Annotated in this window: 31 protein-coding genes; 11 read left to right on the forward strand and 20 right to left on the reverse strand. The window is 59.9% G+C overall.

Going from position 1 to position 23,962, the window contains the following annotated elements:
• Positions 1-72: 72 nt before the first annotated feature.
• Positions 73-1,626, reverse strand: coding sequence for a DUF1254 domain-containing protein (locus SynMEDNS5_RS08620; protein ID WP_186582999.1), 1,554 nt, complete (start codon positions 1,624-1,626; stop codon positions 73-75).
• Positions 1,627-1,667: 41 nt separating this feature from the next.
• Positions 1,668-3,251 (reverse strand): DUF1254 domain-containing protein, encoded by a 1,584-nt coding sequence (locus tag SynMEDNS5_RS08625; RefSeq protein WP_370593516.1) that lies wholly within the window; start codon positions 3,249-3,251, stop codon positions 1,668-1,670.
• Positions 3,252-3,491: 240 nt separating this feature from the next.
• On the opposite strand from SynMEDNS5_RS08625, the gene SynMEDNS5_RS08630 reads away from it, so the two are divergent.
• The gene (locus tag SynMEDNS5_RS08630; protein WP_186583001.1) at positions 3,492-3,884 is read left to right on the forward strand and encodes a hypothetical protein; all 393 of its coding nucleotides are present in this window, start codon (positions 3,492-3,494) and stop codon (positions 3,882-3,884) included.
• A 50-nt stretch (positions 3,885-3,934) separates the two neighbouring features.
• Here SynMEDNS5_RS08630 and SynMEDNS5_RS08635 read toward each other — a convergent pair whose 3' ends face one another.
• Together SynMEDNS5_RS08635 and SynMEDNS5_RS08640 are read right to left on the reverse strand one after the other, a co-directional pair.
• Positions 3,935-5,086 (reverse strand): DUF1254 domain-containing protein, encoded by a 1,152-nt coding sequence (locus tag SynMEDNS5_RS08635; RefSeq protein ID WP_255440097.1) that lies wholly within the window; start codon positions 5,084-5,086, stop codon positions 3,935-3,937.
• A 47-nt stretch (positions 5,087-5,133) separates the two neighbouring features.
• Entirely contained in the window at positions 5,134-6,252 is a 1,119-nt protein-coding gene (locus tag SynMEDNS5_RS08640) for a DUF1254 domain-containing protein (RefSeq protein WP_186583002.1), read from the reverse strand.
• 130 nt (positions 6,253-6,382) lie between these two features.
• On the opposite strand from SynMEDNS5_RS08640, the gene cbiE reads away from it, so the two are divergent.
• Both cbiE and SynMEDNS5_RS13150 read left to right on the forward strand, forming a co-directional pair.
• A complete protein-coding gene (gene cbiE / locus SynMEDNS5_RS08645) occupies positions 6,383-7,636 on the forward strand; it encodes a precorrin-6y C5,15-methyltransferase (decarboxylating) subunit CbiE (RefSeq protein WP_186583003.1) in 1,254 nt (417 codons plus the stop codon).
• 35 nt (positions 7,637-7,671) lie between these two features.
• The gene (locus SynMEDNS5_RS13150; protein WP_255440098.1) at positions 7,672-7,794 is read left to right on the forward strand and encodes a hypothetical protein; all 123 of its coding nucleotides are present in this window, start codon (positions 7,672-7,674) and stop codon (positions 7,792-7,794) included.
• Between the two features lie 31 nt (positions 7,795-7,825).
• Here SynMEDNS5_RS13150 and SynMEDNS5_RS08650 read toward each other — a convergent pair whose 3' ends face one another.
• From SynMEDNS5_RS08650 to pheS, 5 genes are all read right to left on the reverse strand, one after another.
• On the reverse strand, positions 7,826-8,182 hold the full coding sequence (locus SynMEDNS5_RS08650; protein ID WP_186583004.1) for a PAS domain-containing protein: 357 nt from the start codon (positions 8,180-8,182) through the stop codon (positions 7,826-7,828).
• Between the two features lie 214 nt (positions 8,183-8,396).
• A complete protein-coding gene (locus SynMEDNS5_RS08655) occupies positions 8,397-8,825 on the reverse strand; it encodes a DUF192 domain-containing protein (protein ID WP_186583005.1) in 429 nt (142 codons plus the stop codon).
• Positions 8,825-9,523 (reverse strand): response regulator transcription factor, encoded by a 699-nt coding sequence (locus tag SynMEDNS5_RS08660; protein ID WP_186583006.1) that lies wholly within the window; start codon positions 9,521-9,523, stop codon positions 8,825-8,827. Before SynMEDNS5_RS08660 ends, SynMEDNS5_RS08655 begins: the two co-directional genes overlap by 1 nt.
• On the reverse strand, positions 9,520-10,428 hold the full coding sequence (locus SynMEDNS5_RS08665) for an NAD(+) kinase (protein ID WP_186585932.1): 909 nt from the start codon (positions 10,426-10,428) through the stop codon (positions 9,520-9,522). Before SynMEDNS5_RS08665 ends, SynMEDNS5_RS08660 begins: the two co-directional genes overlap by 4 nt.
• A gap of 88 nt (positions 10,429-10,516) precedes the next feature.
• Complete coding sequence (pheS, locus tag SynMEDNS5_RS08670; protein ID WP_186583007.1) at positions 10,517-11,524, reverse strand: phenylalanine--tRNA ligase subunit alpha; 1,008 nt, start codon at positions 11,522-11,524, stop codon at positions 10,517-10,519.
• A gap of 71 nt (positions 11,525-11,595) precedes the next feature.
• On the opposite strand from pheS, the gene surE reads away from it, so the two are divergent.
• Positions 11,596-12,405, forward strand: coding sequence for a 5'/3'-nucleotidase SurE (gene surE / locus SynMEDNS5_RS08675; RefSeq protein WP_186583008.1), 810 nt, complete (start codon positions 11,596-11,598; stop codon positions 12,403-12,405).
• On the opposite strand, the gene SynMEDNS5_RS08680 is transcribed toward surE, so the two are convergent.
• Positions 12,390-12,950 (reverse strand): DUF3611 family protein, encoded by a 561-nt coding sequence (locus SynMEDNS5_RS08680; RefSeq protein WP_186583009.1) that lies wholly within the window; start codon positions 12,948-12,950, stop codon positions 12,390-12,392. The two genes, surE and SynMEDNS5_RS08680, sit on opposite strands and share 16 nt — an antisense overlap.
• A 59-nt stretch (positions 12,951-13,009) precedes the next feature.
• Here SynMEDNS5_RS08680 and SynMEDNS5_RS08685 point away from each other — a divergent pair, with 59 nt between their 5' ends.
• Positions 13,010-13,936: a bifunctional riboflavin kinase/FAD synthetase gene (locus tag SynMEDNS5_RS08685; RefSeq protein ID WP_186583010.1), complete on the forward strand. Its 927-nt coding sequence runs from the start codon at positions 13,010-13,012 to the stop codon at positions 13,934-13,936.
• Here the strand turns inward: SynMEDNS5_RS08685 and SynMEDNS5_RS13155 are convergent.
• On the reverse strand, positions 13,924-14,052 hold the full coding sequence (locus SynMEDNS5_RS13155; RefSeq protein WP_255440400.1) for a hypothetical protein: 129 nt from the start codon (positions 14,050-14,052) through the stop codon (positions 13,924-13,926). The genes SynMEDNS5_RS08685 and SynMEDNS5_RS13155 overlap by 13 nt on opposite strands.
• A 20-nt stretch (positions 14,053-14,072) precedes the next feature.
• Between SynMEDNS5_RS13155 and SynMEDNS5_RS08690 the strand changes: the two genes are divergently transcribed.
• The 5 genes from SynMEDNS5_RS08690 (at position 14,073) to SynMEDNS5_RS08705 (ending at position 16,868) form a co-directional block, all read left to right on the forward strand.
• Entirely contained in the window at positions 14,073-15,134 is a 1,062-nt protein-coding gene (locus SynMEDNS5_RS08690; protein WP_186583011.1) for a thiamine phosphate synthase, read from the forward strand.
• Positions 15,135-15,148: 14 nt separating this feature from the next.
• A complete protein-coding gene (thiS, locus tag SynMEDNS5_RS08695; RefSeq protein WP_186583012.1) occupies positions 15,149-15,355 on the forward strand; it encodes a sulfur carrier protein ThiS in 207 nt (68 codons plus the stop codon).
• Positions 15,356-15,380: 25 nt separating this feature from the next.
• Complete coding sequence (locus SynMEDNS5_RS08700; RefSeq protein WP_186583013.1) at positions 15,381-16,355, forward strand: DUF1517 domain-containing protein; 975 nt, start codon at positions 15,381-15,383, stop codon at positions 16,353-16,355.
• Between the two features lie 130 nt (positions 16,356-16,485).
• Positions 16,486-16,620 (forward strand): hypothetical protein, encoded by a 135-nt coding sequence (locus SynMEDNS5_RS13160; RefSeq protein ID WP_255440099.1) that lies wholly within the window; start codon positions 16,486-16,488, stop codon positions 16,618-16,620.
• Between the two features lie 101 nt (positions 16,621-16,721).
• Positions 16,722-16,868: a hypothetical protein gene (locus tag SynMEDNS5_RS08705; RefSeq protein WP_186586029.1), complete on the forward strand. Its 147-nt coding sequence runs from the start codon at positions 16,722-16,724 to the stop codon at positions 16,866-16,868.
• 32 nt (positions 16,869-16,900) lie between these two features.
• On the opposite strand, the gene larB is transcribed toward SynMEDNS5_RS08705, so the two are convergent.
• Genes larB through era form a run of 6 tightly spaced genes read right to left on the reverse strand, consistent with a single transcriptional unit; the run spans position 16,901 to position 20,657 of the window.
• Positions 16,901-17,566, reverse strand: coding sequence for a nickel pincer cofactor biosynthesis protein LarB (gene larB, locus SynMEDNS5_RS08710; protein WP_186583014.1), 666 nt, complete (start codon positions 17,564-17,566; stop codon positions 16,901-16,903).
• A complete protein-coding gene (locus SynMEDNS5_RS08715) occupies positions 17,563-18,018 on the reverse strand; it encodes a TIGR03792 family protein (RefSeq protein ID WP_186583015.1) in 456 nt (151 codons plus the stop codon). Before SynMEDNS5_RS08715 ends, larB begins: the two co-directional genes overlap by 4 nt.
• Positions 18,015-18,497 (reverse strand): 2-C-methyl-D-erythritol 2,4-cyclodiphosphate synthase, encoded by a 483-nt coding sequence (ispF, locus tag SynMEDNS5_RS13165; RefSeq protein WP_255440101.1) that lies wholly within the window; start codon positions 18,495-18,497, stop codon positions 18,015-18,017. Before ispF ends, SynMEDNS5_RS08715 begins: the two co-directional genes overlap by 4 nt.
• Positions 18,498-19,226: a tRNA (guanosine(37)-N1)-methyltransferase TrmD gene (trmD, locus tag SynMEDNS5_RS13170; RefSeq protein WP_255440102.1), complete on the reverse strand. Its 729-nt coding sequence runs from the start codon at positions 19,224-19,226 to the stop codon at positions 18,498-18,500. It lies immediately after the preceding gene.
• Between the two features lie 6 nt (positions 19,227-19,232).
• Positions 19,233-19,694 carry a phycobiliprotein lyase gene (locus tag SynMEDNS5_RS08725; protein WP_186583016.1) on the reverse strand — a complete coding sequence of 154 codons (462 nt, stop codon included), beginning with the start codon at positions 19,692-19,694 and terminating at the stop codon, positions 19,233-19,235.
• A gap of 24 nt (positions 19,695-19,718) precedes the next feature.
• The gene (era, locus tag SynMEDNS5_RS08730) at positions 19,719-20,657 is read right to left on the reverse strand and encodes a GTPase Era (protein WP_186583017.1); all 939 of its coding nucleotides are present in this window, start codon (positions 20,655-20,657) and stop codon (positions 19,719-19,721) included.
• Positions 20,658-20,729: 72 nt separating this feature from the next.
• Here era and SynMEDNS5_RS08735 point away from each other — a divergent pair, with 72 nt between their 5' ends.
• Complete coding sequence (locus SynMEDNS5_RS08735; protein WP_186583018.1) at positions 20,730-21,251, forward strand: hypothetical protein; 522 nt, start codon at positions 20,730-20,732, stop codon at positions 21,249-21,251.
• A gap of 386 nt (positions 21,252-21,637) precedes the next feature.
• Here SynMEDNS5_RS08735 and SynMEDNS5_RS08740 read toward each other — a convergent pair whose 3' ends face one another.
• From SynMEDNS5_RS08740 to rpsP, 3 genes are read right to left on the reverse strand one after another with little or no spacing between them, the layout of a single operon-like run.
• Positions 21,638-22,372, reverse strand: a complete 735-nt coding sequence (locus SynMEDNS5_RS08740) for a Bax inhibitor-1 family protein (RefSeq protein ID WP_186585933.1) — start codon at positions 22,370-22,372, stop codon at positions 21,638-21,640.
• Between the two features lie 52 nt (positions 22,373-22,424).
• Positions 22,425-23,456: a PhoH family protein gene (locus SynMEDNS5_RS08745; protein WP_186583019.1), complete on the reverse strand. Its 1,032-nt coding sequence runs from the start codon at positions 23,454-23,456 to the stop codon at positions 22,425-22,427.
• Between the two features lie 8 nt (positions 23,457-23,464).
• Positions 23,465-23,899: a 30S ribosomal protein S16 gene (gene rpsP, locus SynMEDNS5_RS08750; protein WP_186583020.1), complete on the reverse strand. Its 435-nt coding sequence runs from the start codon at positions 23,897-23,899 to the stop codon at positions 23,465-23,467.
• Positions 23,900-23,962 lie beyond the last annotated feature (63 nt).

Below are 23,962 nucleotides of genomic sequence, written 5' to 3' on the forward strand. Positions count from 1 at the left end.
ATTGCGTTGGATAAGTGTGCGAAACAGTCAGAGCGTGAGCATGACGTCAGTGGAGAGCCATGCCTGCCATGGTCAGGTTTTTTCAATCGCTCCCAGCTTCCAGGAGCGGTCAAACCACTCCTGACCTGGGCCGTAAAGACGGAAGATGCCGAACCAACCCTTTCCTGGGACCGTCTTCACCCAGTTGGCCTCTTTCCCAGCAGGGGCTTCAGGGCCGAAATACAGATCAATGCTGCCGTCGGCATTCTTGGCCATCTCGGGATTGCGCTTGTTGTTTTTGCTGGGGTAGGGCATTTCCTTGCTCTGCAACATGGAGCGGGTTTGCGGGTCGTAAACAACAAACGACCAGAACCTCTTCGCAGGGGGATTGGCAGGAATGTTGAGTTTGTAGTTTTTGGAACCATCCAGATAGGCACCACTACTGTCCCGAGAACTGAAGGCGTACTGCGAACCCACACCAGGAAGTTCCAGCACCATCGCCGGAGTATTCACTGTGGCGAGATAGAAGAACAGGCTGCGTCCATCCATGTCACGCCCACCTTTGCCGCCATTAACGACATAGTCATGGTTTCCGCCTGGGAAGCCGGTTTGCCAGTAGCCGGCTTTACCGGGATAGATATAGGCCTTGGGATCCTGCGGAGCAAACAGAATCGAACGTGCCGTGGCATTACCGATGGCAACTGCTTCAGTCAGCAGTGCTTTTTGTTCCTTCGATGGCTTAAACAGCTTCCCTTTCTGAATACCGATTGCTGAAGCCATCCCCAGGAGTTCAGGAGAGAACACCTCCGAGGGCTCACGCTGGATCACATCATTGAGTTCTTCGTAGAACTTGAAGTCATTGGCATGGATCGTGTTCACGTCTGAACCGGTAAGGTTCGTGAACGTGTTGGCAGGAGGGTTGTTCCTTTCAGCGAAGCGATACACCTTGAGGCCATTCATGAATGCCGCTTTTGCTGTATCGGGCTTGCCTTGCTGATCGAGGAAGCCCCGAAGGATCAGCCAGTTGATCTTGCTCGGGGTTCTGGCCACGAAATAGCCCTCCGTGCTAGCCGGAGCTTCCTGACCAGGGCCAAGGATCAAATACTTGCCGCCCTTGCCTTTATCTGGACCAGGGCCGCCCATATCAACAACAAAACGGAAGAAGGCATCATTGACAGTTCCAGGCCCTGTACCCGGGGGAACTTCAACCACAACAGGACCTTCACTGAGATCCAAAAAGGCTGAGGCGTACACCGTGTCGGTGTTCCCAGTGAGCCAGAGGGATGTGGAGCTCATCAGCTCTTCGAACAACCCGATGTCTCGATTCGGCTTCAAGCCATAGCCATCACGGTGACCGACGTAGAGCATCTCGAGGGATGCTGCAGGAATGAAGTTCAGGAATGTCTGAACACCACGACCAAGGTCGACCTGACGGCGTGCCTTGCGCATGGTTTCATCATCGGGGAAACCATCGAAATAATTGAATGTGCCGATTCGGGTTTGAACCGAATCCGGCGTCAACACATCCCCAGGGATTGGCGTGTTGTAGCCCTTGGGAATGAGGCTGTTGGCTTTGAGAACAACCCCACTTCCGGCTACGAGCAGAGCGGAAGCGAGAACAAGCTGAAGGCGGGTGAAGCGTTTCATGGGAGAGCGAAAGGTGGGAAAAATTTCAGGAATGACAGGGCTCACTTGACCTGCTCGATGTCGTTGAGCTGCCAAGTTTTGTCGAACCAAGGTTGAAGCGGGCCATAGAGACGGAAGACAGCGAACCAGCCCTTACCAGGAACCGTTTGAATCCAATTCGCTTCCATACCTTTCGGCGCTGAGGGGCCGAAATAGAGATCAGTGGTTCCGTCAGCATTCACAACCATGTCTTGATTGCGCTTGCTGTTCTTGCTGGGAAGAAGCTGATCGGTCTGCAGCTCAGACCGGGTCTGAGGGTCATAAACAACCATCGACCAGAAATCCCTCGCCGGAACATCGGCCTCAACCGTTAATTTGTAGGTCTTGCTGCCATCGAGATAGGCGCCAGTGGAATCTGTAGCCACCACCCCGTACTGGGAGCCAACACCCACCATCTTCAGCACCATCGCTGGCGTGTTGACGGTGTATCCCCAGAAGAAATTATTGCGAGCGTCGAGATTCCGACCTCCTTTACCGCCATCAATCAACCATTCGTAGCTCCCACCACCAAACGGTGTGAACCACTGCTTACCTTCGTAGAAATAAACCTCGGGGTTGCGGGGTTTGCCCATGTCAGCGCGCACATAAGCCACTCCCACCTGTACCGCCTCCTCCAGGAGTTCTCGATCCTGTGCGCTGGGTGCAAAAGGCTTGCCTTTTTCCAGACCAATCGATGACGCCAAACCTCTTAATTCAGGATCAAGCAAGTTGATCGGCTCCCGCTGAATCACAGTGTCAAGCTCTTCAAAGAAGTGGAAATTATTCGCATGAACCGTATTAAATACACCTTCACCTCCTTGAATAAAGGTCATTGCTGGAGGGTCATCTTTCTGCGAAAGCGGGTAGAGCCTTAGGCCTTTCTTATAGTTCGCAACAGCCTGATCTGGCTTACCCTCATCATCGAGAAAAGCTCTTAAAATCAACCAGTTGGAGTAACTGGGAGAGCGAAAAACGAAATAACCATCGGTATTCTCAGGCTCCTTATCGTCAGGGCCGAGGATCAGATATTTACCACCTTTGCCCTTGTCCGGCCCGGGAGCCCCGGTATCAGCCACGAAGCGGAAGAATGCATCATTGATGGTGCCAGGACCAAGACCTGCCGGAATCTCGATCACCAACGGCCCTGTATTCTTCAAATTGAAGAAGGTAGACCCATACACCGTATCGGTGTTACCCGTGAGAAAGAGGGGGTTGGAATTCAGTGGGGCCATCAACATGACCTTGGTGTGATCCGTCACTCCCTGAGAGGCATGCCCAGCCCGCAACATCTCGATGCTGGCCGCGGGCATCAAGGTAAGGAACGTCTCATAAGCCCTGATGAACTTGAGGTTGTCGAAGCTGGCCTTGGCAGTGGCCGCATCGGGCATGCCATCAAAGAAGTTGAACGTACCGGCACTGGTTTTCACCGTATCCGGCGTCATCAGCTCCTTCGGAATAGGCGATGTATACCCCTTAGGGACATCACCGCTGCCTTTGTTCAAAGACTGATTGCCTCCACCAGACTTACTGGAACAGCCCACAGCGAGCAAAGCAGCAAGGGTGACAGTGGAGAGTCCTTTGAAAACCGGACTCAGCCGACGCGTCATGGTCATCCGAAGACAGAATTCACTATTTGGAAGCTAGGGACAACTTCCAGAGGCGTCAGTCAAGGAACGTTTAATCATGATCCCATTCGGGCAATGGTTTAAAAGGAAAGCTCTGTTGTTCCATCTGTTCAATCTGTGCAGCTCAACCAGTGCAGACAAAAATCGCAAGTTTTCCCAAACAAGACCAGCGCAAACTGTTCAGCGCGAGCAAACTGAGCCTAAGAAGTACTTCTCTTCATCATGAAAGGAACCCAAGCAATGGCCTATGCCATGGGAGCTATCTTCATCCTTGGCGAGACTGCACGTCGAGGCCTCGACTATTTCGCCATCAACGCCACAACGATGCTTGAGGACTATGGCTCAGGCATTTTGTTACTTCTGGCTGCCGCGGCCTGCACGGCCAAACGAAGCCAATCCTCCATGTATCTCGCTGGGGCATGGGGATACAGCGCAGGCGGAATGTTTGTCCCCTTCTTTGCTCATCTGGAGGCCTACTTCAGAGGCGCTACCTTTAGGCCTGATCACCCGATTGAAGACGTTAGTGGGATCATCGTGAAAGGAGTGATCTGGGGCATCTGTGTTGTCGCCTTCACTGCAAGCCTGCGCGACCGATCAGCAACATTCAAGTCCTGATGCTGAGGGCCCTATCAAGAGGGGCCCTCAACCAAAACGAAACCAGCCCGCTACTGAGCTAACTTCAATTCAGGCCGCTCCCAACTGCCGTCGAAATAGGCAGGCTTGGGTTTGTAGATGCGCAAGGTGGCATTCCATCCTGGATAGATTGCAAGATAGTTGTCTTGGTTTTTATCACCACCAAAGTGAACAACAACCTCACCTTGGTCATTCATTTTCGCAAAGGCACTGTTCAAATTGAACGGCTCACCCGTGGGGAAGCCCTCCTTGTCGTACACAGTCAACGACCAGAAGGCATTATCACCATTAGGAACATCTTTAAGGGTGAGTGTCTGTGGGTCCGTTGATGTGGGTGTGTAGAAGAGGTAAACCGCTCCCTCTTTGGGAAGTCCACCAATGCCAACGGCGACTCCCATATTGTTCTGCTCAGGAGAAACGACTCCCTTCCGCCCATACAAGGCCTCCGACTGGATCCCCTTCTCGTTGCGCTCGTTGTTGTAGTCGGCGCGCAGGGCAAGCATTTGCTCCTTATTCCATTGGTTGGGCTGAATGAAGGTCCCTTTTTGTGCCTGCTTCACCGCAAGCTTGGCCTGCAAGGCCTGCGCCTTCGCAACATCAGCTGGGTCCTGAATGTTCACACCGGTACGGAAGGCCACCGTTGCATAGCGACTGCCAACGGCCTCCTTGGTGAGCTTGTATTCACCGGGATCTTGATGCACATAGGTATATCCTTCATCATTCACAACCATGGCGCTCTGATAACGACCACCCGTTTCAGGCAATGTGATCGTGGCTGGGCTGTTGAGATCAAGAACCAACCAGGAATAGAGGGTATCGAAATTAATCCGGATCACCGTTCGATCCTTGGGATCAGCAGCCTTGCTGTCGTTCCACAACACCCCAACACCTCCACTGCAGGTGGCCTTGGCAATTTTGCCCACATAAGCGGCCATCACGGTTTGGGTTTCTGCTGCGGCGTAGTTGGCCTTGGTAACGGGCACAACCTCTTCACTTTGGATCTCAACGGCAGGCTTCGGGCAATCCCCCAGCTTGAGCACTTGCGATGGAGATGATGCTTTTGCTGTTGCATCAGATTGTGCATCAGAGGATGCATCGGGAGCTTTGGTCTGAGCGCATCCACCGGCGATCAGAGCGACACCAAGCAGGGCCGCAGCTGCGGAATTGGGAAAATTTTTGATCATGAATTCAAGGCAATGAAAAGCTCAAAAATACATATCAAAGCAATGAATTACTTTGCAGGCTCAAGCTGAGGTGGTGTCCAACTTCCATCAAAATAAGCCTCGGTCGGCGAGTAAATCCGCAGAGCAACATTCCAACCTGGATAGATATCAAGGTAATTGTCCTGGCTCTTATCTCCACCCAAGTGAATCACATATTCTCCATTCTCATTCTTTTTGGCAAACGCACTGTTAATATTATAGCTTTCACCGGTTGAAAACCCCTTCTGGTCATAGACAGTCACTGACCAGAAGGCACGGGGATCACTAGGAACATCTTTCAAAGTGAGCGTGTGAGGCTCAGTTGAATTGACCACTTTGGGGAAGGGATAAACGGCTCCCTCTTTGGGAAGGCCGCCCCAGCCAACAGCAACACCAAAGTTACGCAATTCCTCTGTCAATTCACCCTTCTTTCCGAACGCCATCTCTGACTTCACACCTTCAGGTTCCCGACGCTTGTTGTAATCCTCACGCAAGGCAAGGATCTCCTTCATGTCGTATTTCTTTTTGGAGACAAATTCACCTTTCTTGGCTTGCTCAAGCTTGATCCCATCCTGCGCAGCAGCTGCTTTCTTGAGATCCTCTGGATCTTGCACATTCACCTGCGTACGTACGAAAGCAAAGGCATAGCGACTGCCAACTGACTCCTTGGTCAACTCATAACGGCCTGGTTTGTCACTGATCAGTGGAATCCAATGCTCTTCATCGATGACTTCGAGAATCTGGTAGCGATCCGTATCAGGCAGGACCACGGTGGCGGGGCTCTCGAGATCGAGCACCGCGAAGGAATAGAGGGTGTCGAAATTGGGGCGCAGGATGGTGCGCTCCTTTGGATCCATGGCTGCGCGCTGGTGGAGGAACACACCAACGCCAGCGCTGCAGGTGCCCTTGGCGATCTTGCGGACATAATCCGCCAGAATCACTTCGGTTTCCGCCACGGCGTAATTGGCTTTAGTCACCGGAGTCACCGTGGTGCCCTCCTGAACCACCGCTGCCTTCGGACAGTCGCTGCCAGTCGAAGCCGTCTTGCTCTCCTCCGACTTGCCGCAGGACGTCACCAAAACACCTGCCGTGATGGCCGAGGCCAAGAGTGCAAGGGAGCCGCGACGGACGATAGGGCGCACTGGCATTGCCAAAGTTCAAGACAATTCTTGTTTAGCCAGCCCTTGAAAACGAGTCCGGTGAACGCAGGACTTTGCACATGAGGTTTGCCCGATCGGGACCAGCGTCACCAGGGCAAGGCTTCAGCACAATGAGGTCATGATCGATGTGATCGGAACCGACGCCGGCGCCCCTGCGTCCCTACCTCCGATGCACCAAAGCCTGGTGCAGAACGCTGACCTGGTGGCAGCGCCAAAACGCTTGCTGCCCCAGCTTGTGGATTGGCTCGGCAGTCGCGCCGACGACCAGCAGCGCTTGGTCAGCGATGACCCGATTGCCCTCAGTGACGCCCTCGGCCCCCTGGCGCCAACCCTGCGGATTGTGGTGCTGGCCAGTGGCGATCCTCTCTGGTTCGGGATTGGTCGTGTGTTGATTGAGCGGCTGGGCAGCGAGCGGCTGCGTTTCCACCCAGCGCCCTCCTCCATGCAGCTGGCCTTCGCCCGCCTGGGCAGACCCTGGCAGGGAGCCGAATGGATCAGCCTGCACGGCCGTGATCCCAGCTCTCTTGCCCAGCGGTTGCAGAAACGGCCAGCCTCCCTGGCGGTGCTCACCGATCCAGGCCGAGGAGGAGTGGAGGATGTCCGCGCGACTCTGCGCGGCAGCGGACTCGAATCGAGCTACAGCCTCTGGCTGTGTGAAGCCCTCGGTCACCGCGACGAACGCGTGCAGTGCCTCGAAGCAAACCAGCCTTGCCCAGATGACCTTCATCCTCTGCACCTGGTTGTGCTGCTGGCCCAACCTCCCATTCCATCCTCGCCAGAGGCTCTTCCATTGTTTGGGATTGAGGATGGCGACTACCTGCAGCACGACGACCGCCCCGGGCTGATGACCAAACGGGAGGTGCGCATTCAGCTGCTCGCGGATCTCGACCTACCGATGCAAGGCGTGCTCTGGGATCTGGGGGCTGGAACAGGGAGTGTGGGCCTGGAAGCCCTGCGCCTGCGCCCGCGGCTGCAGCTGATGGCGATCGAACGCAGAAGCGGCGGCGGGGCCTTGATCCAGGCCAATGCCCGCCGCCTCGGCGTTGCGCCGACCTCCGTGCTGGAAGGGGATGCTCTGACGCTGCTGCCTCAGCTTCCGGATCCTGATCGCGTGCTGGTGGGAGGAGGCGGACGCCAACGGGCAGCCCTGCTGAAGGCGGTGGTCGCTCGCCTCAAGCCCGGCGGCGTGGTGGTGATCCCTCTGGCCACCGTGGAAGCTCTTGCCGAACTGCGGCCTGTGCTCGAACAGGCTGGGCTGCAGCTGCGCATAGGCCAACAACAGGCCTGGCGCGGTCAGCCTCTGGCCGAAGGCACCCGCCTGGCGCCGATGAATCCCGTTCTGATCCTCAAGGGCACGAAACCGGGGCCCTGAGCCTCAGAATCAGGCCGAGAACAGCGTCAGCCGTCATGTCGATTCAGAAAAACAAACAGGTTTCGCCGATACGAATGAAGATCACCGTGCTGATCGCCGGCTTCGGGCCGTTGCTGGCCATCGGCCTGTTCCTGCAATCCAAAGGGTTCTTCGGTTAAGAGCAGAAGAATCCTGGAGACAGCAGCGCTTTCATTGATCTCGACGCAGGAAGGCGATGCCGCCAACGCCCTGGCTGCCATCGGGGAGCTGCACGGGAAATTTGCGGTCTTCGAAGGCCAACCGTTCTCCGTTCACCACGATCTCAGTGAGCAAAACCTCTGGCTCACCAGTGGCGAGCACCCGTTGATCGGCTTCGCGAAACGGAGAAGCCGATTCCTTATCAACAAAATCGACATCGGCCTTGCCGATCATCTGCTCAGGAGTCGTGTGCAATGTACGAGCCACAGCCGCGTTGCCGTACACGAAATGAAAGCTGGAGTCCTTGACGTACACATGGGCATCGGTACCGGCAAGCACCGACCCCATCAGAGCTGAAAGATTGGCCATCACGTTGAACGCTGCACTGCAACGCTTCGAGAGTGTTCTTGCACAGTGACGCGCTGAACGGAGGCCAACACACCAGCCAACGGACTTTTCAGCTGATGCTCAGCTGCGACCAAGACATCTGAGCAACCAGACAACACCAAAAGCTCTCAACGAGACGGATCCGTGTCCATTGCGTAACGCATTTGACGCGAGAATGTTCAACAAGGGCAACCACTTACGGGTCTTCAATCACAACGGGGTCGCCGATCGTGATCCCCAGGCGCGCCGCTTCGCCAGCGCCGATCTCGATCACTCCATCGGCGAAATCCGCCCGCCCATTGCCATCGGCATCTGCCCCGTAGGACGGACAGGGAAGCGATGGACAGACGGGCACATCAGCGACGATGTCGAGCACCTGTCCGTCCCGCACGAACACCAGATCGAGAGGGGCGAGGGTGTTCAACATCCAGAAGCGCATGGGGCGGGGCGGGCTGGCCGGAAACCACATGCCTCGCAGCGGCGGCAGCGCCGGACGTTGCATCAGTCCGAGCTGCTGTTCCCTGGGCGTATCGGCCACCTCAAGATTGATGCAGCTGGATTCGCGCAACTGCAGGCACCAACGGGCCTCGATCGGCAGGATTTGCGGTGGTGGTGGCAGCTCCATCAGCTGGGGTCGAGTCTTGGCGCCCCATCGTTGAGGCAGTAGCCACGGCCGCGAATCGTATGGATCAGCCGCGACTCCCCCCCCTCCTCCAGCTTCTGACGCAGGTAGCGCACATACACCTCGATCACATTGCTGGAGGATCCCTGCTCGTCCTTCCAGACCTCACGCAGGATCCGGTCGCGGCCCACCACAGTGCCGCGCTCCTCCATCAGCAACATCAGCAGGGCATATTCACGGGCCGTGAGGCCAACGGGCCTTTGACCACGCCGAACCTGCCGGCAGCTGATGTCCACACTGAGATCGCCCACCTTCAACAAAGGACGGCGCATCTGGCTGCGCTCCTGAATCGCCAGGTGCAAGCGCAGCCTCTGCAACAGATCGCTTGGCCCACTCGTGGTGAACCAGAAATCGTCTGCACCGGAGCTGAAACAAGCCTCACGGGCCTCAATCGTGTCTTCGCTGACGCCGATCAGGATCGGCATCGATCCAAAGCGATCCCTGAGCGCCTCCACTTGCTCGATCGCATCCGTTCCCACCAGGGCCGCCGCCGGCATTGCACTGTCCAAACCAACAGCCCCGTCGTGTGTCTGGTAGCCGGAGGCCATAAGCCGATCCGCCAGAGACAGCGCCTCCTGGCCAAGGAGCAACACCAAAGGGCCTTGTGCGCCGCTGGAGGGCAGAACTTTTTGCACAGTCATAGACGATCGGGCTTGGCCACATGGGGAAGACCCCAACCAAGTTTGTTGCGCAGCACCTGGAAGAATTCATGGTCTGTCAGACGCACAAACCGAACGGGATGGTCGCTGCGCCGGATCAACACCCGATCTTCAGGCCACACGTAACAGCCGGCGCTGCCATCCACCACCATCATCAGACGTTCCGGCGTGGCGGGAAACACGGTCACGGGCTCCTGGTCACTGAACACCAGGGCCCGTGAAGCCAGCGAGTGAGGCGCGATCGGCGTCAGCTGCAGCACCGGACAGTCCGGCGTGATCACCGGTCCTCCGGCACTGAGTGCGTAGGCCGTTGATCCTGTGGGCGTGGAAAGGATCACACCATCCGCCGAGATGTCCACCGGTGCATGACGGCCGATGGCGATCTCGAAGTGACACATGCTCGTGAGTGGTTCACGATGCAGAGCCATTTCATTGAGCGACAGAGCTTCCCAGCGGCGCTGATCGCCGCGCATCACACTTACCACGAGATTGGCGCGCTCCTCAATCGTCCACTGCTCTGTCAGCACCTGATCCAGGGCCCGATCAAGATCATCGAGGTAAGCCTCAGCCAAGAAACCGAGATGCCCCGTGTTGATCGTGAGAATCGGCACGCCCACCGGCGCTGTCTGACGCGCAGCCGAGAGCACTGTGCCATCGCCCCCCAGCACGATCGCCAGGGCCATCGATGGATCAAAGCCTTCGGGAACACAGGCGTTGTATCCGAGCATGCGCAGGTGCTGATCGGGATTGGCGAAGCCCACCATCCCGCCGGAGCTGCTCACCCTCACCACCTCATGGCCGCCGCGTTCCAGGCGCGCCTGAATGGTGGCAGCGGTCTCGACCGCCAAATGCTTGCCGTCATTGACGATCAGTCCGACCCGGGGCACCGATCGCATCAAGCAACAGCGCAATCAGTTTATGAGAAAGCTCAGCTGAATGGTCCCAGGTCCAAACCTTTGTTGAGCAGTCCTGCCCTCAGAACTGCTCGAGGAAGCGCAGATCGCTGGTGTAGAGCCGGCGGATGTCGTCAATGCCATGGCGGACCATGCAGAAACGTTCCACCCCGAGACCAGCGGCAAAACCACTCCAGCGCTCCGGATCAAGCCCCAGGCCTTCGAGCACCGCTGGGTCCACCATGCCGCAACCCATCACTTCAAGCCAGCGACCCCGCCACTGCACATCCACCTCAGCGGAAGGTTCGGTGAACGGGAAGTAACTGGCACGGAAACGCACCGGCAGATCGCCGAAAAAGGCCTTGAGGAATGCCATCACCGTGCCGCGCAGGTGACTGAAATCCAAGCCTTCGTCGATGGCCAGCACCTCCACCTGATGGAACACCGGGGAATGGGTGGCATCCACAGCATCCCGGCGGTAGACGCGCCCGGGGGCCACGATGCGCACCGGCGGTGGATTGGTTTCCAGATGCCGGATCTGCACCGGTGAGGTGTGCGTGCGCAACAGCAGGTTGTCCTTCAGATAAAAGGTGTCCTGCATGTCCCGCGCCGGGTGCTCCGGGGGAATGTTGAGGGCGGTGAAATTGTGATGGTCGGTCTCCACCTCGGGGCCCTCCTCCACCTGATAACCAAGACCACAGAACAGATCTACGATCTCCTCAGTGGTGCTGATCAAGGGGTGGCGATGCCCCATGGGAACGCCCACCGGAGGAGCCGTGACATCCAGAGTCTCCTCTGCAATGCGAGCCTCCATCGCGGCCTGTTTCACGGCCAGGAGGCGCTCTCCCAGGAGCGTCTGCACCTGGGTTTTCAACACATTGGCGCGCTGACCCACCAGCGGCCGCTCGTTGCCGGGCAATTTGCCCATAGCTCCGAGCACGCCGGAGAGACGACCTTTCTTGCCCAGCAATCCCACCCGCAACTGCTCGAGGGCATCGGCATCAGCAGCGGCGGCGATGGCCTCAGCCGCTTCGGCCTCAAGGGCCTCCAGCTGATCGGTGAGCTGCTGCAGGGTGACGGTGGCGCTCACGGCTTTGACAAGACGGCAGCTGACTGTAAGCAGTGATCACGACTAGGTTCGCCCCATCGGCTTTTGATTCCATGGCCCCCTTGCGGATCCTGATCAGCAATGACGACGGGGTATTCGCCGACGGCATCCGTGCTCTGGCGGCTGCCGCGGCAGCAGCAGGGCACCAGGTGACCGTGGTTTGCCCCGATCGAGAGCGATCCGCAACCGGCCATGGACTCACCCTCCAAACCCCGATTCGAGCCGAAAAAGCCGACAGCCTGTTCGATGCGGGCATCAGCGCCTGGGCCTGCAGCGGCACACCCGCCGACTGCATGAAACTGGCTCTATTCGAACTGATGGACACGGCGCCGGACCTGGTGCTGAGCGGCATCAATCACGGCCCGAATCTGGGGACCGATGTGTTCTGCTCCGGCACCGTGGCCGCGGCGATGGAAGGAACCCTCGAGGGGCTGCCGTCGATGGCCATCAGCAGTGCCTGTTTCCAGTGGCGCGACTTCCAGGGTGCTGCCGCCCTGGCGGTGGAGGTGGCCACAGCCGCACTTCGTGATCAATGGCCTGAAAATCTGCTGCTCAACCTGAACATCCCCCCCTGCCGCCCTGAGGTGATGGGTCCTCTGCGCTGGACGCGCCTGTCCATCCGCCGCTACGACGAGCAATTCAGCCCTCGCAAGGATCCGCGCGGCCGCACCTACTACTGGCTTGCAGGTGAAGTGGTGGAAGACCTGGAATCCGGCGGGGATGGCCCGCGGGACTGGCCCACGGATGTGGCTCAGATTGAAGCCAACAGTCCGTCGCTCACACCAATCCAACCGGAGCTGTTCTGGCGTGGCCCCCTCGGAGGCCTTCCCCGCTTAGAGCTCCACGGTCAGCGGGTTCGGTAGATCCGCTGCAGCAGCCAGAGCGAAAACAGCAATCCGATCAGGTGGGCGAACAACACCTGCGTATTGCTTAAGACAGAGAGCATCTCCAGCGAGGTGATCGCCAGGTTCTCAGCAGCACCCTGGCTGCCGATCGCAATTCCTGGAGTCTGCGAGGAAGCCTGCACAAACAAGGCTCCAGCCAGCGACTGATAGCCAACCGCCGCCAGCACAAGCCCGAGGAGATCCGCAAAGATTCCACGCTTGATCAAACGGCTGGCTTCTGCGCGACTCGGGCGCACACCACTCGCGAGTGCACGCCCCAGGCGCACGATCAGCCAGCCTTGCCAAAGGCTGAACAGCAACACAAAGAACGACAGGGTGGTCAGGGACAGGCCTGGACTCAGTCCCACCGCACGATCTGCATTCCTGGAGAGGCTGCCGCCGATGTTGTTGAAGAGCAGCACCCCGACCACCACCACACCGAGGACGGTTTGGATCCAGAAGCGAATCCAGGCCGTCCGCTTCAGGCCAAGGGCCAGTAGCTGGAAATCGAGCCGGTCGGCCATGCGGGCTTGGTCGTCTGTCGTCCAAACTTGCCACCAACCACCGCACTGTGCACGGCCCGTTGATCCCTCTCTGCTCACCTCAGCAGGCCCGCACGCCCACTGCGCTCGCCCTCGGCAGTTTTGATGGTCTCCATGCCGGGCACCGGCGTGTGATCGACGCCATCACCACAGACCCTGCAGGCGGGCATCCCACCGTGGTGAGTTTCTGGCCTCACCCTCGCGAGGTTCTGCACGGAGAGCCACGCCTGCGCCTGGATCTCCCGGATGAAAAGCTGCACCTGCTCGAACCCCTGGGGATTGAACAGCTGGTTCTGGTGCCCTTCACCAAGCAGCTGGCACAACTGAGCGCCGCCGACTTCGTGGATCAAGTGCTGCTGGCCACTCTGCAGGCGCGTCACATTGCCGTTGGGGCCAACTTCCGTTTCGGCCGCGGCCGAGAGGGCGACACCAACACCCTGGCCCGCCTGGCCTCAGCAGCTGGCGTGAAAGTCAGCGTCGTCCCGATCCTGGAGGATGAGGAAGGGCGAATGAGCAGCAGCCGCATCCGCGCGGCGCTCAGCGCCGGAGATTTGCACAGAGCGGCCACGCTGCTGGGCCGTGCCTATCGCTTCCAGGGAGAGGTGGTGCGCGGGCGGGGGCTGGGTCGCGGTTTGGGATGGCCGACGGCCAATCTGCAGGTGGATGGCCGCAAATTTCTGCCCGGGCTTGGGGTATACGCGGCCTGGGCTTGGGTGGATGGCCATGGCACGAGGCTGCCGGCGGTGATGAATCTCGGCCCCCAACCCACCGTTGACCCCGGATCCCCCTCCGCTGTGGAGGTGCATCTCCTCGATCTCGAAATGGAGCTCGTGGGCCGCTGGATCAGGGTGGAACCAGTTCAGCGTCTCCGCGGCCAGGAGCGGTTCTCCGGCCTGAAGGAACTCAGTGCCCAGATCGGACGTGATGCCGACGCAGCCAGAGAGACGCTCAACACTCAGGAGGGGTAAGCGTTGGCCAAGCCCCAGACGATGAAAACACCGATTCCTCCGAGCAAGATGATTCCCCACACCAGCACACTCATGGTGCTGTCAGATCCTCCGTTCTCCATCGCCGCATCAGGCATGAGATCCTGCCCAGAGTGCCATGGAATCGATGCCTGTCGCCCCCAGCACTGATCCGCGTGTGGCAAGGCTGATCGATGCCAACCTCGATCGGGCCCGAGAGGGGCTGCGCGTGATCGAAGACTGGTGTCGGTTTGGACTCGATCGTCAGGACCTTGTGGTGCCACTGAAGGACTGGCGTCAACAGCTTGGTCAGCTGCATGACGACGCTTACCGACAAGCCCGCTCCACCGCCACCGACGCTGCGGCTGGGTTGGGCCATCCGGCCCAGGACACCCGCAGCGACAGTGTTGCCATCGTGAAGGCCAACGCCAGCCGCGTCCAGGAGGCGCTGCGGGTGATTGAGGAGTTCGCCCGCACGGGTGATGCCGTTCTCGCCCGCACTGCGGCGTCGGTGCGCTACGCGCTTTACGACCATGAGGTGCGCATCCTCGAAGCCTGCGGGCACAACCGCCGCAGGCAACAGCTAGCGGACGCCAAGCTTTGCCTGATCACGAATCCCAGTGCCGACGACGACAGCCACCGGCTCGTGCGTCACGTGAACGCGGCCCTGGATTCAGGCGTCACCCTGGTGCAATACCGGCGCAAACACGGATCCGATGGCCTACGGCTTCAGGAGGCACAGCAACTGGCGCAGCTCTGCCGAGCGCACAATGCCCTGTTCATCGTGAATGACCGCATCGATCTCGCCCTGCTCGTGAATGCCGACGGTGTCCATCTCGGCCAGGAGGACCTGCCGCACGACGAGGCCCGTCGTCTTCTCGGCAACGAGAAGCTGATCGGACGCAGCACCCATGCGTTGGCGCAGCTGCTCCAGGCGCAACAGGAAGGGGCGGATTATGCAGGCGTAGGGCCGGTGTTCGCCACAGCCACCAAAGCCGATCGGCAACCCGCCGGTCTGAACTGGGTGAAGGAAGCTTGCGCAGCAGCCCGCATTCCCTGGTTCGCCATCGGCGGCATCACCGCCACAACCTTGCCCCAGGTGCTTGAGGCTGGCGCCAACCGGGTGGCTGTGGTGAGCGCGATCATGGCGTCCGACGATCCAGCGCTTGCCAGCCGGCAGCTGCTGGATCTGCTCATCTGAACCGTCGACCCGCCATGCAACTCACCGTGAATGGAGAGGCACGTGAGCTCAATGGAGCCCTCACCCATCTCGATCAGGTCATCGACGCCCTCGGCCATCACCCCAGGTTGGTGGTGGTGGAATTCAATGGCCTGATCCTCACCCCTGAACGCTGGGGATCCCAACCCGTTCAGGACGGTGACAGCCTGGAGATCGTCACCATTGTGGGTGGTGGTTCCTAGGATCAACTCAGTTTTTTAGGTCGTTTTGGCCCATTCGCCGAATCGCTTCTCCAACCGTGCCATCCAGCGCTGGCTCTCGGGCCTGATGGTGCCAGTGCTGCTGGTGAGTCTTCTCCTGATCAATCCTCTTCCCAGTGATGCGGCCCGTGGCGGCCGGATCGGAGGCGGCAGCTTCCGGGCCCCAAGCATGCCCCGGAGCGGTGGCTACGGCGGTGGTGTCAGGGGGGGATACAACGGCGGCTACAACAGGGGCTACGGCGGCGGGTTCGGCTTCCCCTTCATCATTCCAATCTTCGGTTTCGGCGGCGGCGGACTGCTTGGATTTCTCGTTTTGATGGCGATTGTCGGGGTGGTGGTGAATGCAGTCCGTGGAGGTGGCGGACGTCCGGCGATCGGCGGTGGCGTTGGTGGTTACGACGGCCCTCGGGAAATCCCCATGGGTCCGGTATCGCTGATTCAACTGCAGATCGGCCTTCTGGCCAGCGCCAAGGATCTTCAGACGGATCTCCGCGCGCTTGCCTCATCGGCCGACACCAATTCCTCCAGCGGCCTTCAGCGCGTGCTTCAGGACACCACCTTGGCCCTCTTGCGCCAGCCGGATCTGTGGGTTTACGCCAATGCCGAATCCGGCAGCGTTCCCTTCAACGCGGCTGAATCCACCTTCAATCGCCTCTCCATGACCGAGCGCAGCAAACTGCGCGAAGAACTCACCACCAACGTGGGCGGAGTCAGGTCGAACGTTGAGACCATCGCGAGCCGCGGTGATGCCGACGCAACCAATGAATTCATCGTGGTGACGCTCCTGGTGGCCAGCCGTCGCCCCGTGACCCTCAAGAAAGCCGACAACGGTGAAGACCTGCGCGAATCCCTGCGCATTCTGGGTTCGACAGCCTCCAGCGATCTCATCGCTCTCGAGGTGATCTGGCAACCCGATGGTGCTGGCGACGTCCTCAGCGCCGATGAGCTGGTGACGGCCTACCCCAACCTCCAACACCTCTGAGCAGTTTTAAGAAAATCTTCCGCAGATTTGATGTCATGAAACGCGAAAAAAGCGTGTGGCATCGATAGGTTTAAATCACTAGTAGCGCATCAGTTCATTGGCCCCTGCATCCCGTCCAGATCCAAGATCAATGCAGTGGCAGACGAACGGGGAGCTTGATCGCAACGATCTCTTCGAACTGGTGCGCACGCTCAGGGATGTTGAATCGCCCAACCACAGCAATGAGCTTTGGCGCCTGGGAACCAAGTACGACGAAGCCTCCTGAACTGATTCCGGATCTCCAACCGTCCCTCTTGCCCGCTTGAGTGACGCGCTGCACCGTGCGATTGCTGCTTTTGCTGAATGTCGGCCCGAACTCCTTCATGGGTGAATTCCAGCGTGCTGATGGAGGCCCTCCAGCGCTATGAGCAAGATCTTCTACCCCGTTCATTGCGTCTCTGGGTGGAGGCCACGCTGGAACTGGATCCCGAGGAACCCGTTGCCAGCCTCCTGCCGCATCCGTTCACGGATTAATTCTTCAGTCCGGACCGCTCAACACTGACCGCTCAGGATTGAGTGCCTCTGCCCTGAAGAATGCGCAAAGCGGCCATCGCTGCGCCGTAGCCATTGTCGATATTCACCACCGTGAGGCCAGGTGCGCAGCTCGCCAGCATGCCCTCGAGGGCGGCACGCCCACCGGCACTGACCCCATACCCCACGGACACCGGCACTCCGATCACCGGTTGGGGCACCAACCCTGCCAACACCGTCGGCAGGGCTCCTTCCATCCCGGCGCAGGCAATCAACACATCCAAAGGCTGCAGCGATGGCAGCACCGCCAGGAGACGATGCAGGCCTGCCACGCCCACATCCAGCAGCATCTCGGTCGCCACACCATGCACCTGCAAGGCGAGTTCCGCTTCAGCAGCAACGCGTCGATCGCTTGTGCCGCCACTGAGCACACCCACCCTCACCCCCTTTGTTGCATTCGGGAACGATCCATCCGTGAGGCAGCCTGCATCGCGATGCCATTGCACGGTCGGCAAGGCTTCCATCACCGCGGCTGCCTTGGCGGGGTTCACCCGGGTGACCAGCGCCAACTCCCCCGCAGCACGCATGCTGCGCAGGATGGCTGCAATCTGCTCGGCATTTTTGTGCTCGCCCCACACGGCCTCCACCATCCCCAGCCGCTCACGACGCTGAAGATCGAGACGGGCCTCGTCCGGCGTCACTGGGGGAGAAGTTCGCTTTCATACACCAGTGGGAAAGGATTCCCCTTGACCTGCCCCAAAGCCTGACGGGCGATCAGCTCGAACCGCTGCTGAACGGCCTCCACCTCCTCCTGAGGAATCGCCTTCCAGGCCTCCCGACTGCTCCAGCGGATCAACAGCATGCCCTCCTCGGTGCTGGGATCCCAAAGCAAATCGCGACCAAGAAACCCTTTCTGCTGAGCGAGCCAGGGCTCCCAGCTCCCCCGTTCAGCTTCCATCCAGGCATCCCGCGCCTGATCAGACACCTGAATGCGCAGATATTCCACCACGGCAACGTCATCGCCTCCCCTGGGCTCAGCCAAAGCGGTATCGCGGAGATCGTCGTGCCCGGCCAACGCGATCACCAGAACCAAGCAAGGTCCAGCCAGGCTAAACAGAGCGCGACGCAGCCGGATCAAAAGAATCGTGATCATTGGCTCAGCAGGGCAACGGCATGACAGGCGATGCCCTCTTCGCGCCCTTCCGGACCGAGGCGTTCATTGGTGGTGGCCTTCACACCCACCTGGTCAGGAGCAATCCCCATCGCTGTGGCGATGGCCGTGCGCATGGCCTCGATGTGCGGTTTGAGCTTGGGGCGTTCAGCGATCACCACGGAATCCACATTCACCACCTGCCAGCCGCGCTGCTGGATCAGGACCACAACCTGGCGAAGCAGCTCCAGGCTGTCAGCCCCCTTCCACTGGGGATCCGTGGGCGGGAAATACAAACCGATGTCCCCAAGGGACAACGCCCCGAGGAGGGCATCCATGATCGCGTGAACCAGAACATCGGCATCGCTATGGCCATCGAGCCCAACCCCGTCAGGGTGCTCAAGGCGCTGGCCGCCGAGAATCAGCGGCCTGCCGGCCACCAGCCGATGGATGTCGTAACCGTTGCCGATGCGAAGCGTCATTCAGGCCCTGTTCTCTGATTCATTGTCAGTGCCGACGCGCTGCTGCCAGCGTTGCATCAGATCCGGTCGGCGCGCCGCCGTTCGCTGCTCCCGCTGCTGCTGACGCCAGCGGGCAATGGCACCGTGATCCCCGCTGCGCAACACCTCGGGCACCCCCATCCCTCGAAACTCGGCTGGACGGGTGTAGTGCGGGTGCTCCAGCAGGCCATCGCTGTGGCTTTCCTCCACTAGCGATTCAGCGCTGCCGACCGTCCCCGGCAGCAGGCGCACCACACCGTTGATGATGGTCATGGCTGGCAACTCACCGCCGGTGAGCACAAAATCGCCGAGCGACACTTCCTCATCTGCGAGGGAGCGAATGCGCTCGTCAAATCCCTCGTAATGGCCGCAGAGCAGCACGAGCTGATCATGATCAGTGGCCCAACGCTGCAGATCGGCTTGCTGCAACGGACGTCCCTGGGGCGTCATCAACAGCACCCGGCGGCGCCCGCAAACAGGAATCGCGTCGAAGGCCGCAAACACCGGCTCAGGCTTGAGCACCATCCCCGCGCCGCCGCCATAGGGCTCATCGTCGACCTTGCGATAGCGATCGGTGGCGCGATCGCGCGGATTGTGGAGAACCAGCTCCGCGCGACCAGCGTTAAAAGCACGCCCGATCACCCCCAGCTCGCCCAGAGGCGCGAAGGCCTGCGGAGCCAGGGTCACGACGTCCAGCCGGTACGGAGCCATCGTTGATCAGGGCTGGGGCGGTGACACGCGCCGAATCTCGGAGCAGAAACGGGCTTGAACGGGGGTTCCCTCCGCCGCCGTGGCAGTGGTGCTGCGCAACCGCAGGTTGGGCTTGATGAACCAGATGCGCTCAAGCACTCGGGTGTCGCCTTCCATCACCTCCAGTTCCACACTGGCGTCGGGACGGAACTGCCAGGCCCCCTGGCGTTGTGAGGCCTGCGAGCGCAGCATCAACTCACCATTCGCTGCAAACAGAAGCTCACTGGACGCGCCATCCGCCGCCTCCACCGTGAGCGTCCAGGCTGAATCCTGGCGCGCCGCCTTCACCGTGACCTCACCACGGTCGCTGGCATGCCATTGGTCCTCGGCACCCTCCAGATCAAACCGACTGCGCAGACTCATCCAACGGCCTGCACACAACTGCAGAAAGGCTTCCAGATCGGCTGGGGGAAAAGCGGTTTCATCCATGGGTCCATCCTCGCAGGACATGGTTCAGCGGCCCTCTTCGGCGTACCCCAGCTCCGCCAGCCGCTGCGGCTTACTGCGCCAATCGGGGACCACCTTCACGAATAACTCCAGGTACACCGGACCATCAATCAGGGTTTGCATCTGCAAGCGCGCTCCCTGGCCGATGGTCTTGAGCATGGCGCCACCCTTTCCGATCAAAATTCCCTTCTGACTCTTGCGTTCCACAAGCACGGTGGCCAACACCGCAGTCCGGCCCGATCCCTTCCCTTTGGATGGCATCTCCTCCACCCTGTCGATGCTGACCGCAACACTGTGGGGCACCTCCTCCCGGGTAAGAAGCAGCACCTGCTCACGAATCAGTTCGGCCATCAACAGCCGTTCCGGCTGGTCACTGACCATCTCCGGCGGATAGAGCTGAGGGCCCTCCGGCATCAGGGCACTGACGGCCTGCACAAGCTCAGGGCAACCTTCACCCGTGAGCGCACAGCAATGGTGGATGGGCCACCCCGACTCCGCCAGCAGATCGCGGTAAGCAGCATCCGCCTCCGGTCGTCGCTCCGTGGGGACCTGATCCCATTTATTGAGCACAACCTGCACCGGCAGCCGTTGCTGGCGCAGGAGATTGACGATGAAGGCATCCCCTCTGCCCGGGGGTTCGCATCCCTCAAGCAACAGAAGCACCTGGTCCACTTCACCAATGGCCGACCTGGCGCTCTGCACCAGGCGTTCTCCGAGCAGATGGTGGGGCTTGTGGATCCCCGGAGTATCCACCAGGATCAGTTGAGCCTCCGCTGTGGTGAGGATCGCGCGCAGGCGGTTGCGGGTTGTCTGGGCCACCGGAGACGTGATCGCCACCTTGTCGCCCACCAGCTGATTGACCAGCGTGGACTTACCGACATTGGGACGCCCGATCAGGGCCACAAAGCCGGAGCGGTGACCCTCCGCCAAAGGAGTGACTTGCATGGTCTCAGTCTGCGGGGTCACGGCCCTGCCCGATTCAGAGAAATAGCCTGATGGTGCGGGCACCAATTGGCCATGACAAACAGAACCCCCAGCTTTCAGGAGGCAATGGAGATCGCCGCCACCTGGTTGAAACAATGGGATGAGGAGGAGATCAGCGATGAGGTGATGGCTGATCGCGCCTCAGAGCTGCTCGCCAGCCGCGACGGAGCCAGAGGCTTCTTCGTGGTGAGCCTTGCCGGCGAGAGCACCTTGATGGACCGACTGCCGGAGCCTCTCGTGATCAAGTTGCGTGAGGCGGGCGATGGGGTAGTGGATCTCACCGCACGCAATCTGGCCATGAGCGCGGCGATGGTGGTGCATCACCGCAACAACGGCGATGAAACGCAAGCCATGGGATCAGAGCGGGTGAATCAACGCTGCACCGAATTGCTGCGCCAGCTCGACAGCCAACGGGTGAAGGAGCGACTGGAGACCCTGCTCGATGCAGCCAGCCACAGCCGTGGCGACGACCTCAGCTTTCTCGAGCGCTGGGGTTACGACGCCGAACAGAAAAATGCCATCGGCGAGGCCGTCGAAGCTGTTGCTGAGATGTGACAACCAGCAAACCGACCACGCCAGATCTGGTGTGGTCGGCCAACAAAAAAGCCCAAAGCAGGAAGCTCTGGGCCGGGTGATGGGGAAACCTGACCATAGCCAGAGATCCGGCCTAAATCCAGCACCACATCTGGTGGCTGCAAACATGAAGCAACGTGATGCAGCACTATTAGGCCAATCTGAAGGTGAATCGCATCCTCTGATCAGCGGCTTATCGTGGCGGTTCGACGGCCGGGTGATGGGGATCAGTCGGCTCAGAGCCCGGGAGTATCCCGGGTTTTTTATTGCCTTGCTTCGGGCCGCTCTAAAGAACTCAGAGCCAATAAAAAACCCCGGCGCAAGGCCGGGGACCGAACAAACTGAAAACCTCGAGCAAGGCGTTGACCTCAGTCGCGGCGGCCACCGCCCTGGAGCGCGATTACCAGGCGGAGAATGAAGATGAACAGATTGATATAGGTGAGGTACATCCCCAGAGCACCGGCCAGATACTGATCATCCCGGTAGGTGCGGGGCATGGTGTAAAAGTCAACAAACGCCATGCCCACGAACAGCACCGTGCCAAGCCCTGCAATGGCCAGGTTGGTGGCGGCATAGATGCCGGGAATGAAGAAACCGGCCACAAAGATGCCGAGCATGGCGATGATCAGCCCCATCAGACCAAGGCCCACCACAGCCGTGAGCGCCTGACCGACACTGTCGCTCATGCGCCGGCCCACCACCGAGGCAACCACGAATGTGAGCCCTGTCGCCAGCGCGGCAATGCCGATTGAGGCCACCCCTGCAACGGCAATCGCCTGGACCACAAGCCCCGTGAGCGTGAAGCCCGTGAGAAGGCTGAACGCGGCCATCAGGGGCAACGCAGTGCCGTTGTTCGCTTTGCTGGCCGCATTCTGGGCCACGAAAAACAGAATGAACCAGGGGATGATCGCGACAAGCGACAGCCCGTTAAAAGCCTGAAAGCCGATGGAAGCCATCGTGGCCATACCGCCCACAACGCCCGCTGCCGTCAGGGCCATGCCGCCTCCAACATACGGGAGGGCCTTGTTCACGACATTGGGGCCGACGAGAGCACTGGATTGTGCCTCGCGAATGGCGTTTTGAAAATTGCTGCTGGCTGGCATAACGCCCCAGATCACTGGTTTCATCCTGCCAGCTGCAGCAGGGTTATGGGCTTTACCTCGGTGCGGATCTCCCCATCGAGCGTCGCGCGGGAGCACCCTCCCGGTGGGGATGGGTTTTGTCACGACGGGCATAGGCCTCCACCACCCGCTGCACAAGGGGGTGGCGCACCACATCGGCGGATGTAAGGCGGCAGACGGCCACACCTTCCACCCCATCGAGCACCTCGGAGGCTTCCACCAAGCCACTCAGGTGACCTGGCGGCAGGTCCACCTGGGTGATGTCACCGGTGACCACCATGCGCGATCGTTCCCCCAAACGGGTCAACACCATGCGCATCTGAGCCGGCGTGGTGTTCTGTGCCTCATCGAGAATCACGAAGGATTCCGCCAGCGTGCGGCCGCGCATGTAAGCCAGCGGGGCCACTTCAATCACCCCTTTTTCCAGCATTGCGGCCGTTTTTTCGGGCCCCAAAAGCATGTGCAACGCGTCGTACAGAGGCCTCAGATAGGGATCCACCTTCTGCTGAAGGTCGCCGGGCAGAAACCCCAGTCGCTCTCCGGCTTCCACCGCGGGCCTGGTCAGCACCAATCGCTCCACTTTGCGCTCCGTGAGCATGCGCACGGCCAGAACCGTGGCCAGAAACGTCTTGCCCGTGCCCGCTGGCCCGAGAGCAAACGTGAGATCGTTGCGCTCCATCGCTTCCACGTAGGTCTTCTGACGCAACGTGCGCGGACGCAAGAGAGCACCCCGTTGATTTTTGGCCAGCACTTGCTGACCCATGGCGTCGTGCTCGCGATCGCGCCCGGTGTCGAGGGCCTGCAAAGCAGATTGCAGATCCACCTGGGAGATCGGCTCGCCCTCCTGCCAAAATTTGCGCAGCAACTCCACCGTTGCAGCTGTGCGCTCCAACTGGCTTGGACGGCCTTGGATCACCAGCTGCAATCCCCGGATCACGAGGGATGCTCCTGTCAGAGCCTCCAATTGACGGAGGGTCTGACCAGAGGGGCCTCCCGCAAGTGCAAGAGCGGCTTCTGTGTGGGGTAAATCAAAGACGAAGCAACCGTCTGAGGCAGCCTCGGACATGCTGCTGATCAGGCTTCGGCAGGTGCTTCTTCAGCAGCCTCGTCACCAGATTCGGCCTCAGCAGCAGCCTTGGCCTCTTCAGCAGCCTTGGCCTCAGCTTCCGCAGCAGCTTTGGCTTCAGCAGCCTCCTTGGCCGCCTGCTTGGCATCCGCTTCACGCTTCGCCGCCTGCTTGAGCTTGCCGACGACTTCAGCTGGACGCACGGTTTTTTCGATCAAGCCACCCTTCTCGAGAAGGGTGCGCACCGCATCGGTGGGCTGGGCACCCTGTCCAAGACGCTCACGCAGCGCTTCGGCGTCCAGGCGGGTCTCTTTGGTGCGGGGGTTGTAGTACCCGAGCTCCTGCAGGGGGCGTCCGTCGCGGCGAGAAGTGCTGTTGCACGCCACAAGGCGGAAGCTCGCTTCCCGCTTCTTACCGAACCGCTTCAGGCGGAGCTTGATCATCGTGGCGCTTGCTGAGGTGGAAACAATCGGCGCAGGTGAAACGAGCGCCAAAGAACCAACTTA

The organism is Synechococcus sp. MEDNS5, from assembly GCF_014279875.1.
Classification (GTDB): domain Bacteria; phylum Cyanobacteriota; class Cyanobacteriia; order PCC-6307; family Cyanobiaceae; genus Synechococcus_C.